This is a genomic window from Rhizobium sp. TH2 (assembly GCF_024707525.1).
In the GTDB taxonomy this organism is placed as follows: Bacteria; Pseudomonadota; Alphaproteobacteria; order Rhizobiales; family Rhizobiaceae; genus Rhizobium_E.
Genome location: NZ_CP062231.1, coordinates 3,289,114 through 3,303,696, shown reverse-complemented (window position 1 = coordinate 3,303,696; position 14,583 = coordinate 3,289,114). Strand labels below are relative to the sequence as shown.

General features: G+C 61.1%; 11 protein-coding genes and 3 pseudogenes. 10 read left to right on the top strand and 4 right to left on the bottom strand.

Annotated elements, in window-relative coordinates; all coding sequences use genetic code 11:
* From IHQ71_RS16350 to IHQ71_RS16325, 6 genes are read left to right on the top strand one after another with little or no spacing between them, the layout of a single operon-like run.
* Positions 1 to 1,239: an FAD-binding oxidoreductase gene (locus IHQ71_RS16350; RefSeq protein ID WP_258157516.1), complete on the top strand. Its 1,239-nt coding sequence runs from the start codon at positions 1 to 3 to the stop codon at positions 1,237 to 1,239.
* 22 nt (positions 1,240 to 1,261) lie between these two features.
* Positions 1,262 to 2,737 (top strand): aldehyde dehydrogenase family protein, encoded by a 1,476-nt coding sequence (locus IHQ71_RS16345; protein ID WP_258157515.1) that lies wholly within the window; start codon positions 1,262 to 1,264, stop codon positions 2,735 to 2,737.
* Positions 2,734 to 3,768 (top strand): proline racemase family protein, encoded by a 1,035-nt coding sequence (locus IHQ71_RS16340; RefSeq protein ID WP_258157514.1) that lies wholly within the window; start codon positions 2,734 to 2,736, stop codon positions 3,766 to 3,768. The genes IHQ71_RS16345 and IHQ71_RS16340 overlap by 4 nt, the downstream gene beginning before the upstream one ends.
* Positions 3,769 to 3,775: 7 nt before the next feature.
* Positions 3,776 to 4,540: an SDR family NAD(P)-dependent oxidoreductase gene (locus tag IHQ71_RS16335; protein WP_258157513.1), complete on the top strand. Its 765-nt coding sequence runs from the start codon at positions 3,776 to 3,778 to the stop codon at positions 4,538 to 4,540.
* An 11-nt stretch (positions 4,541 to 4,551) separates the two neighbouring features.
* Complete coding sequence (locus IHQ71_RS16330; RefSeq protein ID WP_258157512.1) at positions 4,552 to 5,307, top strand: SDR family NAD(P)-dependent oxidoreductase; 756 nt, start codon at positions 4,552 to 4,554, stop codon at positions 5,305 to 5,307.
* Positions 5,308 to 5,316: 9 nt separating this feature from the next.
* Positions 5,317 to 5,592 carry a hypothetical protein gene (locus tag IHQ71_RS16325; RefSeq protein WP_258157511.1) on the top strand — a complete coding sequence of 92 codons (276 nt, stop codon included), beginning with the start codon at positions 5,317 to 5,319 and terminating at the stop codon, positions 5,590 to 5,592.
* 375 nt (positions 5,593 to 5,967) lie between these two features.
* Here the strand turns inward: IHQ71_RS16325 and IHQ71_RS16320 are convergent.
* Positions 5,968 to 6,346 (bottom strand): annotated as a pseudogene (locus tag IHQ71_RS16320) (nuclear transport factor 2 family protein).
* Between the two features lie 109 nt (positions 6,347 to 6,455).
* A complete protein-coding gene (locus tag IHQ71_RS16315; RefSeq protein ID WP_258157510.1) occupies positions 6,456 to 8,108 on the bottom strand; it encodes an acetolactate synthase large subunit in 1,653 nt (550 codons plus the stop codon).
* A gap of 214 nt (positions 8,109 to 8,322) precedes the next feature.
* On the opposite strand from IHQ71_RS16315, the gene IHQ71_RS16310 reads away from it, so the two are divergent.
* The 3 genes from IHQ71_RS16310 to IHQ71_RS16300 are packed head-to-tail and all read left to right on the top strand — an operon-like array spanning position 8,323 to position 12,462.
* Positions 8,323 to 8,979 (top strand): ABC transporter ATP-binding protein, encoded by a 657-nt coding sequence (locus tag IHQ71_RS16310; protein WP_258157509.1) that lies wholly within the window; start codon positions 8,323 to 8,325, stop codon positions 8,977 to 8,979.
* Positions 8,979 to 11,387, top strand: a complete 2,409-nt coding sequence (locus IHQ71_RS16305) for an ABC transporter permease (protein ID WP_258157508.1) — start codon at positions 8,979 to 8,981, stop codon at positions 11,385 to 11,387. Before IHQ71_RS16310 ends, IHQ71_RS16305 begins: the two co-directional genes overlap by 1 nt.
* Complete coding sequence (locus IHQ71_RS16300) at positions 11,377 to 12,462, top strand: lipocalin-like domain-containing protein (RefSeq protein WP_258157507.1); 1,086 nt, start codon at positions 11,377 to 11,379, stop codon at positions 12,460 to 12,462. Before IHQ71_RS16305 ends, IHQ71_RS16300 begins: the two co-directional genes overlap by 11 nt.
* A gap of 338 nt (positions 12,463 to 12,800) precedes the next feature.
* Here the strand turns inward: IHQ71_RS16300 and IHQ71_RS16295 are convergent.
* Both IHQ71_RS16295 and IHQ71_RS16290 read right to left on the bottom strand, forming a co-directional pair.
* Positions 12,801 to 13,064: pseudogene (locus IHQ71_RS16295) on the bottom strand (hypothetical protein); the annotation flags it as partial.
* Positions 13,065 to 13,408 (bottom strand): annotated as a pseudogene (locus IHQ71_RS16290) (substrate-binding domain-containing protein); the annotation flags it as partial.
* Between the two features lie 145 nt (positions 13,409 to 13,553).
* On the opposite strand from IHQ71_RS16290, the gene IHQ71_RS16285 reads away from it, so the two are divergent.
* Positions 13,554 to 14,555, top strand: a complete 1,002-nt coding sequence (locus tag IHQ71_RS16285; protein WP_258157506.1) for an NADP-dependent oxidoreductase — start codon at positions 13,554 to 13,556, stop codon at positions 14,553 to 14,555.
* Positions 14,556 to 14,583: the final 28 nt, after the last annotated feature.

Here is a 14,583-nt window from a genome sequence, read left to right as displayed (position 1 = left end):
TTGACACAGACGGTCGTCATCGGGGCGGGCATTATCGGGGTAACCATCGCCTACGAACTCCAGCGTCGCGGGATATCCGTGACGCTGGTGGATCGGGACGAGCCTGGTCGTGGCGCGTCCTTCGGCAACATGGCGTCGATCGCCGTCACCGAGTTCATGCCCGCGTCGCGTCCCGCGGTTTGGCGGCAGATGCCCAAGTGGCTCCTCGATCCCGAGGGTCCAGTCCGGGTGCGGCCGTCCTACATGCCGAAGCTGATACCGTGGTTCGCGCGCTTCCTCGCCGCCAGCCGGCCGTCGAAGCTTCGTGAACTCGAAGCCCAGGGCGCGACGCTCTGCGCTCGCGTCTATGACGACCTTCTTCCATTGCTTCGCGACACCGGGCTGTCCGACATGCTCACCGATGAAGGATGCCTGGCCCTCTATGCCGACGACGGCGAACTCGCCGCAGATCGCGATCACATCGAAATCCTCGAGCGCTTTGCTTTCCCGCACAGACATCTCAGCCGCGAGGAACTGAAGGCGCTCGAGCCGGATATCAGCGACAGGATCGCGAGAGCGGTTTTGTTTCCGCAGAACCGCTCGATCCGCGATCCCTACAAGCTCGTGCTCGGTATTTTCGAGAAGTTCCTCGAACTCGGTGGAGAGCTCATCAAAGGTGACGTTGCCGCCTTCGAGCGGAGTGGCCATCGCCTGACGGGTGTTCGCCTCGCCGATGGCCGCACGATCGTTGCGGATCGACTCATCCTGGCCGCCGGAGCCTTTTCGGCTCGCCTGTCATCGACGATCGGCGAACCGATCCCGCTGGAGACGGAACGCGGCTATCACACCCAGATCATGTCGCCCGGGGTGGGGTTGAGGCACTCGATCATCTGGCCCGCCAAGGCCTTCATGGTCACGCCCACGGCAGGCGGTCTTCGCGTCGGTGGCACGGTCGAGATGGCCGGATTGGACGCGCCCCCGGATTATCGTCGCGCCAAGATCACGGTGAAGCGCGCCCGCGAGGCGCTGCCGGGCCTCAAAGTCGAAGACACAAGCGAGTGGATGGGCCGCAGGCCCGCCTTCCCGGATACCATCCCGCTGATCGGCCCGTCTGAGAAGGTCTCGAACCTGCTTTATGCGACGGGCCACGGCCATCTCGGTCTGACCTATGCGGCGACGACGGCGCGGATCATCGGAGACCTCGCAGTCGGCGCTCTGCCACCCCTAGACATCAAGCCTTATCGTGTCGGCCGCTTCTGACGCCGCCCGGATTGGAGAATACATGCGCAACGAACTCTTCATCGACGGCCAATGGGCCAAGCCCATCAAGGGCGGCACTTTCCCGATCATCAATCCTGCGACGGAGGAAGTGGTCCATCATGGTCCAGCGGGGACGGCGGAAGACGTCGAACTGGCGGTCAAGGCCGCTCGAAAGGCGTTCGACCACGGCCCATGGCCGAAGATGTCGGGCGCAGAACGCGCGAAATATCTACGCGCCATCGCGACCGGTATCCGCAGCAGGCTTCAGGAGATCGCTCGCCTCGAAACCATCGACAATGGAAAACCCATCCCTGAGGCGGAATGGGATATCGCCGATGCCGCCGGATGTTTCGAGTTCTATGCCGATCTCGCCGAGGAACTCGACCGCAATCCCGAAGAGGTGATCGCCCTCGCGGACGGCCGTTTTGTCTCCAAGGCTGTGCGGGAGCCGATCGGCGTGGCTGTCGCCATCGTGCCCTGGAACTTCCCGCTGCTGATGGCGTGCTGGAAAGTTGCTCCGGCTCTCGCGGCCGGATGCACGATGATCCTCAAGCCCGCTGAGGTCACGTCGATGACGGCGATGGAACTCGGGGCCATTGTAAAAGCGGCCGATCTCCCACCAGGCGTGCTCAATATCGTGACCGGCTCGGGGTCCGTCGCCGGGCAGGCGATGATCGACCATCCCGACGTCGACAAACTGGCATTCACGGGGTCGGGTCCCGTCGGCTCCAAGATCATGGCCGCGGCCGCGCGAGACATCAAGCGAGTCAGCCTGGAACTGGGCGGCAAGTCGCCGTTCCTTGTCTTCGACGACTCCGACATCGAGGCCGCGGTCGAGTGGACGATGTTCGGCATTTTCTGGAACCAGGGCGAAGTCTGCTCGGCGACGTCGCGCGTCCTCGTTCAGGAAGGCATCTACGATCGCTTCCTTGATCGACTTGTCGAGGAAACGAAGAAGATCAAAATCGGCGACGGGCAGGAGCCGGGCGTACTGCTCGGACCGATGGTGTCGCGGAAGCAGATGGATCAGGTGCTCGCTGCGATTGACAAAGCCCGCGCCGACGGTGCGAAGGTCGCGGTCGGAGGAAGTCGTCCGGCAGGTTTCAACAAGGGCTACTATGTCGAGCCGACTGTCCTTATCGACGTGCCCCTCGAAAGCGACGCGTGGAAAGAGGAAATCTTCGGCCCTGTCGTCTGCGTGAGGCCGTTCGCCACGGAGGAAGAGGCAGTGGCGCTCGCCAACGACAGCAAGTTCGGCCTTGCCGCCGCCGTGATGTCCAAGGATGACGCGCGCGCCGATCGCGTGGCCGCCGCGCTCCGCGCCGGGATCGTCTGGATCAACTGCTCGCAGCCGACGTTCACCGAAGCGCCGTGGGGTGGCTACAAGCAATCCGGTATCGGACGCGAGCTCGGACGCTGGGGTTTCGACAACTATCTCGAGACGAAACAGATCACCCGCTTCGTCAGCGAAGAACCGTGGGGCTGGTACATCAAATGAACTGGGAAAACAGCCTTCATCTGCTCGAGGTCCACTGCCAGGGCGAGATCGGCAAGGTCATCGTCGGTGGCGCGCCGGAGATTCCCGGTGCGACGATGGCCGAGAAAATGGACCACATCAACAACGTGGACGACAGTCTTCGCCGTTTCGTGACCTTCGAGCCACGTGCCAACGTAGCCATGTCCGTCAACCTGCTGGTCGGCCCCACACGCCCCGATGCCGACGCGGGTTTCATCGTATTGCAGGCAGATCGCGCGCATCCGATGTCGGGGAGCAATTGCATCTGCGTGGTGACAGCGCTTCTCGAGAGCGGTCGTGTCGAAATGGTCGAACCCGAGACGGTCGTCCGACTGGATACGCCCGCCGGGCTCATCATCGCGCGAGCTAGATGCGAGAACGGTCGTTGCCTCGCCGTCAGCCTCGACAATGTCCCCGCTTTCGTTGAGACCCTAGACCAGGCGGTTGAGACGCCGAAGTGGGGAACGATCAAGGCGGACATCGCCTATGGCGGGGTCTACTACGCCATCGTCGATGTCGATCAGATTGGTCTTTCGATCGCGCCGGAGCACGCCCGTGAGTTGGCCGAAGCCGGCATCGAGATAAAGGCGCTGCTCGCTGACCAGGTCTCCGTGCGACATCCGGAAATTTTGTCCATCGACGAGATCGCCTATGTGATGTTCCGCGGCCGTGAGGCCGACGGGGCGATCCGAACTTGCACCACCCTGAAGCCGGGCCGGGTCGACCGTTCGCCCTGCGGCACCGGAAGCTCGGCCAACCTGGCCGTCCTGCATGCGCGTGGCGAGGTCGCCGTCGGCGACAGCAGGCGATCGCGCTCGATCATCGGCGGCGAGTTCACGGCCGAGGCGATCGGGGAGACCATCGTCGGAAACCGCAAATCGGTGCTCCCACGCATCACGGGACAGGCCTGGGTCTACGGCAGGCAGGAATTGCGCGTCGACCCCGCCGACCCGTTCACCAAGGGTTTCGCCTTGTCGGACACTTGGGGACCGCAAGTCGGCGACCTGATTTGAGATTGGAATGAACATGGACAAGCCGTTGGATGGCATGAACGTACTGGTGACCGGGGCGTCCGGCGGTCTGGGTTCGACGATCGTCGAGCGCCTGGCGGCCGAGGGTGCGTCGCCGATCATCCATTTCGGCTGGAACAAGGCTTCGGCCCACGCGCTTCTCGAGCGGATCGAAGGCAGGGGCCATGTCGTGCAGGGGGACCTCTCGTTGCCCGAGGGACCTGAAGACCTCTGGAGGAAGGCCGTCGCCGCGACCCGCCGCGTACATGCTGTCGTGAATGCCGCGGGCATCCGAACGGAGGTGGGCCTCGGCGACAGCCTGAGCGCCTGGCACAAGGCCTGGCGCGGTGAGTTCCAGGTCAACCTCTTTGCCGCCGTCGATCTGTCCCGCAGCGCCATCATGCACTTCAAAGAGAATGGTGGCGGCAGGATCGTCAACATCGCGAGCCGCGCCGGGCAGCGTGGATATTCGGCGGACGCGATGGCCTATGGCGCGACGAAGGCAGCCCTGATCAACCTCACCAAATCGATCGCCCGAAGCTTCGGCCCAGACGGAGTTACCGCCGTCGCCATCTCACCTGGTTGGATCAGGACCGACATGGCGGAGGCTTTCATCGCCAAGAACGGCGAGGCCGCCGCGGTGGCAGACATCCCGATCGGGGCCATGGCCTTGCCGGAAGAAGTCGCGGAATTGACGGCGTTCGTCCTGAGGCCCTCGCAGCGCTCCCTTAACGGGGCGACGCTCGACGTCAACGGCGGCAGCTATATCAGATAAAGGAGCACATCATGGCGCGTTTTGAAGGCAAGATAGCGATCGTCACGGGAGCCGGAGGCGGAATCGGTTCTGCCATCGCCAAACGCCTCGCGAGCGATGGTGCCTTCGTTGTGGTCAGCGACATGAACGGCGACTCCGCCAGCACGGTCGTGGCGGAGATCGAAGCATCTGGCGGTCAGGCTACGGCAATCGTCGCGGATATCGCCAATGGGGAACCTTGTCGGGAACTCATCGCCAAGGTCATCGAGCAGAAGGGGCGGGTCGATATCCTCGCCAACAATGCCGGGATCAACCGACGCGGAAACATCCAGGCCATTTCGGAGGACGACTGGCGGCTGAGTTTCGCCGTCAACATCGATTCGATGTTCCATCTCTGTAAAGCGGTGATCCCACATATGATCGAAGCGGGAGGCGGCGCTATCGTCAACATCGCCTCGCAATGGGGGCTTTATCCTGCGCCGAACCACATCGCATACAACGTCACCAAGGCGGCGGTGGCCTCATTCACCCAGAACCTCGGCCGGGACTACGCGCCCCACAAGATTCGCGTCAATGCCGTCTGCCCTGGCGAAATCCACACCCCCATGCTGGAGGCGGGTGTCAGGCGCTCCGGCCGGACAATCGCCGATCTGGACAAACTCGTTCCCTTCGGCCGTATTGGAAAGCCGGAGGAGGTCGCGGCGCTCGTCGCCTTTCTTGCATCGGACGAAGCCGAATTCATGTGCGGCTCGCTGGTGGAGATCACGGGCGCTCAGGCAGTGGCATAGGGAAATATCGTGACGCTCAATCTTGGTGGAATGACATTCGGCTTCGTCGGTACGGGCACGATCTCGGGGGCGGTGATCACAGGTCTGAACAAGACCGATTTCCGCGCGAACCGAATTGTCTCTCGCCGCGTAGTGAAAACGGAACGACTTTGGCGGTCTTTCCGTCAACCATATGCGAAAACGCCCCATGGAATCGCGGAACTCTTTCGAGAAACTCCACCATCTGGCGAAGTCTTTGAACCGCTGCGGCGCGCGCTATCCAGCCTCGGCATGTGCCGACGATAATTGCCAGGAAACCAAAGCCCGAACCGCTCATCGAGATGAGATCGTTTCTCGGCTGCCCGTATGTAAGTTGACGGTCGTACGCCATCCCGCATTTGGGATGGCCGCCTTCCCAGAAGTAGGCGATCGTGGCGCACTGGATTTTGTCGAGGAGGTCGTTTGTGGAGGTATGCTGCACGGCTACTCTGTTATCAGGCGATTGACCGCGCGGGTTCACTTATAGATGGGCAACGAGACGCCGAGGTCATCCTCGTGGATACGAACGGTGTCGCTTTCAATGCGGCCAATCGATACGGCAGTCGTTCCCTGTTGGATCGATCGAGCTACACCGTATTTCGTGTGCTCCAGTCTGGATGCCTTGAGGCAGCGTACGCTGATCTACTCGCCGCGCTCAACGAGATGGGCACGCGTCGAGGAAGGTTCGAACGCGTCGGCGAAATATTGTGTCTCGTGCAATACCAGTCCTTCTGACCTCCATGATGCTCACGGCATAAGACGCGACGCCGTCATAGCTCAGCACAAATTAGCTTATCCAGAGATCGTCGCTGCCCAGAATCCGCTGAACCGTCAAGCGCTTCCTGCTGGGCTGCAGACGGCGGCTCTTTTGGATATTCTTGCGACCGCGGATGCGTTCGCCGGACTGCGGGTAATCGAGCACGGCATCCTCGTGGTAGATTTCGTGCTCTGCGTCGAAGTCGCTTTCATCGGACGCTTTCCAGTGCAGCTCGATCGCTTGCAGCACAGTGTCGTCACCCATCTCGATTTCCTCTCGAGGTCTTTGGGTGGGCCTTTCAAGCGGTCGACTTCCATTTCGCATTTCCTGGATTCGGGCTCTCGATGGACGGGGTGGTGGACACCGGTGGTTCTTAGCTAGCCGCCGGTCGGTGATCCCCAAAGCGCTCCGCCAACTCGTCAACCAGAACGCGCTTATTTTCCGAATAATCGATGGGCACGACCACAAGGTGAACCCCGCTGGTGGCGAACGCGTTCTCCAGCGCGGCTTTCTGATCCTTCACATCGCTGATGCGCGTGCCCTTGGCTCCATGTGCTTCGGCAAAGGCGACGAAGTCCGGATTGGAAAACGTCATGCCGAAGTCGGGAAAGTGGTCGACAGCCTGTTTCCAGCGGATCATTCCGTAGGCATTGTCCTCGATGATCAGCACGACGAGATTGAGCTTCAACCTGACGGCCGTCTCGAGCTCCTGTGCGTTCATCATGAATCCGCCGTCGCCGCAGACCGTCATGACGCGGCGCTCGGGGTAAAGCAGGGAGGCCACCATGGCAGAGGGCAGGCCCGCGCCCATCGTGGCCAGTGCGTTGTCGAGCAGCAGGGTGTTGGCCATCCTCGTACGGTAGTTGCGCGCGAACCAGATTTTGTACATCCCGTTGTCAAGCGCGACGATGCCGTCGTCCGGCATGACCGCACGGATGTCATGGACAAGGCGCTGCGGTGTCGGCCGATCCTCTGTTGCCCGATCCGCGATCCTGGCGAGGATTCCGTCCCTGAGCGACAAAAGCACCTGGGCATTCTTGAGCTTGCCGTGGACACGCTCACCAAGCTGCTTCAGCGACGGGCCGATGTCGCCGATGACTTCGATTTGTGGGAAATAGACCTCTTCGACGTGCGCCGGCTGATAGCCGACATGTATGACCTTCGGCCCGCCCGGTCCCATGACGAAGGGCGGCTTTTCCACGGTGTCGTGGCCGATCGTCAAAATGACATCGGCTCTCTCGACTGCCTCGTGGACATAGTCTCGTTCGGTCAGTGCCGCCGTCCCGAGATAGAGCTCGGTGCCGCCCGGCACCGTGCCTTTGCCCATCTGCGTGTTGAAATACGGTATTCCTGCGCGCACGACAAAGTCAGCGAGGTCCGAGGTCGATCGCGGCCTCGACGCTGCAGCACCGAGCATTACCAACGGACGCTCCGCGGCGACAAGCATCGCAGCTGCCCTGTCGAGAGCAGTGGCGCTGGCGACCGGCAGTTCGAGGTCATGTGGCGGAATCAGGTTCGCATTGCCACCGTCCTCCGCGGCGATGTCTTCAGGCAATTCGAGATGGACGGGACCGGGGCGTTCTTCTTGGGAAAGTCTGAACGCCTCACGAACTACCGTTGGGATCGTTGATGCGGAGACGATCTGACGGGAGGCTTTGGTGAGTGGCCTCATCGTCGCGACGATATCGACGATCTGGAACTGCGCCTGACGCGAGGAAAGAATACCCTTCTGGCCTGTGATCATAACCATCGGCATTGCGCCAAGAAGCGCATATGCGGCTCCGGTGGTAAAATTGAGAGCGCCCGGGCCGAGGGTCGCCAGGCACACGCCGGGCTTGCCCGTTAGCCGGCCGTAGGTCGCGGCCATGAAGGCGGCCGCCTGCTCGTGTCGTGTCAGTACCAGCTTGATCGAAGACGTGCGAAGCGATTCCACAAAGTCGAGATTTTCCTCGCCTGGAATTCCGAAAACATACTCGACGCCTTCGTTCTCCAGCGCACGAACGAGAAGGTCTGATCCTTTGGCCATAGAGTATCTCCTTTTCGTACACCATGCTCTCGGGAGCGCCGTTTTTAAACCTCTTAGCTTCGAATCGTGGCCAAAGCTAACGCCATTAACGGCGTGGAAAGAGCCCAGCCGACGGACCACTTCTCGACAAGGCAGCCAAACCGCTCGGATGTCGATGGCAGTTCGCATGCCGCGAAGCGCTGTGCTACGGAAGGCCGTCGAATCCGGATACGCAATGCTTCTCCAAGTTCAAAACGTCTACAAATCGTTCGAGACCGCGGAAGGCCCGCTTGAGGTCCTTCGTGATGTCAGCCTCGACCTGGAGGCCGGCCGAAGCCTTGCGCTCACGGGGGAGTCCGGCAGCGGCAAGAGCACTCTGCTTCATCTGATCGGTGGCCTCGATGCCCCTTCACGCGGGCGGATTTTCGTTTCCGGCACGGACATTGCGGGCTTGGGCGACGCCGAAAGGGCAGCGCTGCGGCGCGGGACATTGGGGTTCGTTTTCCAGCAATACAATCTGATCCCTTCGCTGGATGTTACTTCCAATCTTTCGTTTCACGCACGGCTCGCTGGGACACACGACGCCGTTCGGCTGAGGACGCTTGTCGATCGCCTGGGACTGGACAAACTGCTCAAACGGTTCCCCGAGCAGCTTTCCGGCGGCCAGCAGCAACGGGTCGCCATCGGCCGGGCGCTTGCAGGGCGTCCGAAGCTCGTGCTTGCCGACGAACCGACGGGCAATCTCGATGAGGCGACAGGCGACGCGGTGCTCGATCTCTTGCTGGAACTCGTTGCCGAGCAGGGCGTGAGCCTGCTGATGGTGACCCACTCGCGCCGACTGGCGCAAAGGCTTGATACCCGAGTTCATCTGAGGGGAGGCAGCATCAGCTGATGTTGAGGGCCAGTCTCGACGCGTTGTCTTCTCATTGGCGTCGGCATCCGATGCAATTCGCCATGCTCCTGCTCGGTCTGTCGCTTGCGACCGCCCTTTGGTCCGGGGTCCAGGCGATCAACGCGGAGGCTCGCGCCAGCTATGATCGTGCCGCCGCCATGCTCGGCGGCAACAGATTTTCGCAACTGGTGACAAAAGACGGGGAACTGTTCGACCAGGATCACTTTATCGCATTGCGCAGGGCCGGGTGGCTCGTTTCGCCGATTCTCGAGGGTGACCTGAAAATCGGTTCAACCACCGTGCATCTGATCGGCATCGATCCCATCAGCATCCCGACTGATGCGAATGTCGCGTCGGTCGCCAGTGGTTCCGATCTGTTGCCTTTCATCACAACGCCTGGGGTCATGTATGTAAATTCCGCCACGGCGAAGGCGCTTGCCGGGCGGACATCGGCGGCGCTTCGTGTTGATGAGAGCCTGCCGCCCGGGACCGCGCTCGTCGATATCGGTATCGCCCAGACGCTTCTGGACCATCCGCTGCGGCTGAGCCGCTTGATCGTCGCAGATCATCAACCTGCGGGGCGCGGTAGGCTTGAAGACGTCGCGCCGGACCTGTCCTATCAGGCTCCCGATCCCCAAGGCGACCTGACGCGCCTGACCGACAGCTTTCATCTCAATCTCACGGCTTTTGGTTTTCTTGCATTCGCCGTCGGGCTGTTCATCGTCTATTCGGCGATCGGCCTGGCTTTCGAACAACGACGCTCGACATTCAGAACGCTTCGTGCGCTCGGGGTTTCGGCGGTGGCGCTGACAGGGGTGCTGATCGCCGAGTTGCTGGCGGTCTCAGTGTTTGCCGCATTGGTCGGCGTCGCGCTCGGTTACTTGATTGCTTCACTACTGCTTCCCGGCGTTGCCGCCACGTTGCAGGGCCTCTACGGAGCGACGCTGCCGGGCACGTTGACGCTTAGGACTGAATGGTGGGTGGCTGGGCTCGGCATGGCGGTTCTCGGCGCTCTCGGGTCGGCGGGACAAAGTCTCTGGCAGGTTTGGCGAATGCCCCTGCTTGCGCCGGCGCAGCCTCGCGCATGGGCGCTGGCCTCGAGCCGAACCAGGCAGATGCAGGCCGTGGCAGCCGCTCTCCTCCTGGCGTCCGCAGCCATGCTCGTGCAGTTCGGATCGGGACTGATCGCGGGCTTCGCGGTCCTTGGGGGGCTGCTGCTCGGATCGGCATTGCTGCTGCCGGTCGCGCTCTCTCTTGTCCTGGCCGCCTTTGAGGCATCGGCGCACCGACCTCTTCACCAATGGTTTTGGGCCGATGCACGCCAACAGCTTCCCGGCCTGTCCCTGGCACTGATGGCTTTACTGTTGGCACTTTCGGCCAATGTTGGCGTCGGCACCATGGTGGCGAGTTTCCGCCTGACATTCGAGGGTTTCCTCGATCAACGGTTGGCCGCCCAGCTCTACGTCACCGCGCGCACGGAAAAGGAAGCGTCCGCGTTGCGCGCCTGGCTTGAGGGCAGGGTGGATGCGGTACTGCCGATCTGGAGTATGGATGGCAAGATACTCGGCCAGCCCGCTGAAGTCATCGGCGTGAAGGACGACAGGCTATACCGTGAGAATTGGCGTTTGCTGTCCGGGGAACAGGACGCATGGGACAAGGTCGCCGCCGGAAATGCCGCCCTTATTAACGAGCAGATGGCGCGCCGAGACGGTTTGCGACCAGGCGATCGGATCACGCTGCCGGGAGGCTGGCAGACGGAGGTCGCAGGTGTCTATTCGGACTACGGCAACCCTATCGGACAGGCGATCGTCGGCGTGGACGCGCTCGCGTCGCATTATCCCGATGTTCCGAAGCTGCGGTTTGGTTTGAGAATGGATCAAAGCCGCGCGGCAGCCCTGGCTCGGGAACTCCGGGCGCAGTTCGGCTTGCCCGCGCAGTCGGTGATCGATCAGGCGAGCCTGAAACGGAAGGCGCTCGAGGTCTTCGAGACCACTTTCGCGGTCACCGGAGTGCTCAACGTCCTGACGCTCGGGGTTGCCGGCATTGCCATGTTCGCCAGCCTCATGACACTGTCCAGCATGCGACTGCCACAGATTGCACCCGTCTGGGCCATGGGCGTGACGCAACGAAAGCTGGTCCTGCTTGAGCTTGCCCGGACAATGGGGCTGGCCTTGTTCACTCTGCTGGCGGCGCTTCCCGTCGGAATAGCACTTGCCTGGGTGTTGCTGGCGGTTGTCAATGTCGAGGCTTTCGGATGGCGCTTACCGCTCTTCGTTTTCCCCACCGATTGGCTGAGGCTCGGCGTCTACGCACTCCTGGCCGCTCTGCTTGCCTGTGTTTTGCCGCTCAGGCAAATGGCAAGGACCCAACCATCGGAGCTTCTCAAGGTGTTTGCCAATGAACGCTAAAACGGTTCTAGTTGTCTGCGCCGCGATTGTGACGATGGTCTTCGGATCGAGCGCCCTCGGGCAGGGGTTCGCCGGACTTGGCACGGACACCAAGGGCTTCAAGTCGCCGACGATCGGAACCCCCCTGCAGTTTCCTCGGGACTTTGGCGCACATCCAGACTTCAGGATCGAATGGTGGTACCTGACCGCCAACCTCAAGGGAGATGACGGCAAAGACTACGGTGTCCAGTGGACTTTATTTCGGTCCGCGCTCGCACCTACCGATAAGGCCGATTGGTCAAGTCCTCAGGTCTGGCTCGGCAACGCAGCGATCACGACGCCCGACCACCACTATGTCTCAGAACGGCTCGCGCGTGGTGGCATTTTGCAGGCAGGCGTCACCGCATCACCGTTTAGCGCCTGGATCGATGACTGGAACATGACGGCGCGCGCCATTTCCGGGGAACTTCTCCCCGACGTCAGCCTCTCCCATCTCGATCTCGCGGCAAGCGGCGCGGATTTCACGTACAAACTGGAACTCGACGCTTCGGAGCCGCTCGTCCTCCATGGCGACCGCGGGTTTTCGGTGAAGTCGGAAACCGGGCAGGCAAGCTATTATTATTCGCAGCCGTCCTATGCGGTCAAAGGCACGTTGAAATTGCCTGGCGGCGATGTCGCGGTAACGGGTCAGGCATGGTTGGATCGCGAATGGTCCTCGCAACCGCTTTCTCCGGACCAGTCAGGTTGGGACTGGTTCTCGCTTCATCTCGACGGCGGCGAGAAGTTGATGTGTTTTCGCTTGCGCGACAGCCGTGGCGGGTACACGTCCGGCACCTGGATCGCCGCAGACGGTACGTCAACGCCGCTGAAACAAGGAGAAATCAAATTAACTCCGCTCGGCACAACGACGGTGGCGGGCCATACCGTGCCGATCGAATGGAAAATCGACCTGCCATCGAAATCGTTATCGATCACCGCGACGGCCTTGAATAGAAAGGCATGGATGGCAACGAGATTTCCATATTGGGAAGGGCCGATTAGTTTTAAGGGAAGTCATCATGGGTGGGGGTATCTGGAAATGACCGGTTATGATTGAGGCGCAAAGAGGGATGTTGACTGCTGTTGGCCCTAAGCGGCCAAACTCCGGGCCATGCCAAGTGACTTCTAATCGGAGGCAAGGCTCTTGAGATGTTCTTGGAAGAGCGTCTTGAAGTCCCGAAAGCTATCGAAGCCGAATGCATGGCCGAGCCTCAAGACCGTCCGAGGGCGCGACGTCGCATGAAGTCGATATCGACTGGATGGTACCGAACGCGATTTCCTCAGGCCGCTCGAAGGCGAACCGAGCGACCCTTTCCAGTTGGCCTGGTAAGACCACCGTCCGGGATAGCACCAGACCTTTGAGGTTCTGGATTGTCGTCGGCCGCGCCGATCCCTTTATGTCAACCATGTCCATAGCTCCGGATTGATCGCGGCTGATTTCGTCGACATCACTTCACGGGCGCGCGGGCCCCTCTTCTGGATCGACTCGATGCAAGCGAGCACGATCGCCAGCGCCTGGCGGGCGTCGTGGCCCGTCGCGCCGCCGGAGAGCTTCCCTTCGCGAACCGACTTCGCGAACGAGGCGAGCTGGGCGGTATAGCCGTGGATGAAGTGGTCGGTGTCGCGACGCCATGTGTCGTTGGACACGCCGTTCCTGTTGACCGGGATGCCCGCGGCGAAGGCCTTTTTGATCGCCGGGCCGAGAGCGTCCGGATCGGGATTGGAGATGACGATGCCTGCCGGATTCTGGTTGACGGCGGCTTCGATCAGCTGGCCCATCGCGACCATGTCGAAGGTTTCGGGCGCGCGGTAGTCGATCTTGACGTTGCTGTCCTTGGCGGGCTGCATCATCCCGTTCTTGACGATCGACCAAAACGGGTCCGATGCCTGGGCGTGCGTGACGGCGATGATGGAGATTTCCTGCGCCTCACGGCGACGGCGGCCGAGGTGGCGACACCGAATGCGATTGCGCTCATGGCGAGCGTCTTGAAAAGAGCTTTCATTTCATCCTCCTGATATGCCGTCCCACTCCTCAGGTCGGCTTAAAACATTCTGCACCCGGGTGCAATATTGCTTGCACCCGGGTGCAAGTGTGTGCATATTGTTGCCAGAACCGGAAAGAAGAATACCAATGCACGAGAACAAGACATGAAAGCGTTCTTTATCGATCGCTACGGCAAGAACAGCGGCGCACGGATCGGTGAGAGGCCGGACCCGCAGCTCAGGGACAACGACGTCCTGGTCCAGGTCCATGCCGCCGGTCTAAATCCGCTCGATTCGAAGACCGTGGATGGCGAGTACAAAACCATCTTGCCTTATCGCCTGCCGCTCATTCTGGGCAATGAGGCGGCTGGCGTTGTCGTCCGGGTCGGCCCCAAAGTGAAGCGGTTCAAGCCTGGCGACGAGGTCTACGCACGCCCGGACAAGGATCGCATCGGCACTTTCGCGGAACTGATCGCCATGAACGAAGGTGACGTTGCCATCAAGCCAAAAAATCTCAGCATGGAAGAAGCGGCGTCTATTCCCCTCGTCGGCTTAACCGCCTGGCAGGCACTGATCGAAAAAGCCAATCTGAAGAAGGGCCAGAAAGTTCTCATCCATGCCGGCTCCGGCGGCGTCGGAACATTTGCCATCCAGCTGGCGAAGCATATCGGCGCAACGGTCGCGACGACGACGAGCACCGCCAACGTCGACCTCGTCAGGAATCTCGGCGCTGATGTCGTCATCGATTATAAGAAGGAGAAGTTTGAGACGATCCTCAGCGATTATGATGTCGTTCTGAATAGTCTCGGCAAGGACACGCTCGAAAAATCACTCCGCGTGCTGAAGCCCGGTGGCAAGCTGATCTCGATCTCTGGTCCGCCTGATCCCGATGTCGCGAGGGAGTTGGGGTCAGGCTGGTTCGTGCGAACGGTCGTGCGCCTTTTGAGCTACGGAATCAGGAAGAAGGCAAGACGTCATGGCGTGACCTATTCATTCCTGTTCATGCGCGCGAACGGCGATCAACTGCGCGATATTACTGCGCTCATCGACTCCGGCGCTATACGGCCCGTCGTTGATCGGACCTTCCCCTTTGCGGCGATCGAGGAGGCTCTTGCTTACCTGAACACGGGCCGCGCAAAAGGAAAGGTGGTCGTCACGGTGAGGTGAGTGGCGTTTATGTGAGAACCTCAAAACG

What these genes read in the sequence shown, in the direction of transcription:
- IHQ71_RS16345 (WP_258157515.1), top strand. Translation starts at nt 1,262, where the DNA reads ATGCGCAACGAACTCTTCATCGACGGCCAATGGGCCAAGCCCATCAAG.
- IHQ71_RS16340 (WP_258157514.1), top strand. Translation starts at nt 2,734, where the DNA reads ATGAACTGGGAAAACAGCCTTCATCTGCTCGAGGTCCACTGCCAGGGC.
- IHQ71_RS16335 (WP_258157513.1), top strand. Translation starts at nt 3,776, where the DNA reads ATGAACATGGACAAGCCGTTGGATGGCATGAACGTACTGGTGACCGGG.
- IHQ71_RS16330 (WP_258157512.1), top strand. Translation starts at nt 4,552, where the DNA reads ATGGCGCGTTTTGAAGGCAAGATAGCGATCGTCACGGGAGCCGGAGGC.
- IHQ71_RS16315 (WP_258157510.1), bottom strand. Translation starts at nt 8,108, where the DNA reads ATGGCCAAAGGATCAGACCTTCTCGTTCGTGCGCTGGAGAACGAAGGC.
- IHQ71_RS16310 (WP_258157509.1), top strand. Translation starts at nt 8,323, where the DNA reads ATGCTTCTCCAAGTTCAAAACGTCTACAAATCGTTCGAGACCGCGGAA.
- IHQ71_RS16305 (WP_258157508.1), top strand. Translation starts at nt 8,979, where the DNA reads ATGTTGAGGGCCAGTCTCGACGCGTTGTCTTCTCATTGGCGTCGGCAT.
- IHQ71_RS16300 (WP_258157507.1), top strand. Translation starts at nt 11,377, where the DNA reads ATGAACGCTAAAACGGTTCTAGTTGTCTGCGCCGCGATTGTGACGATG.
- IHQ71_RS16285 (WP_258157506.1), top strand. Translation starts at nt 13,554, where the DNA reads ATGAAAGCGTTCTTTATCGATCGCTACGGCAAGAACAGCGGCGCACGG.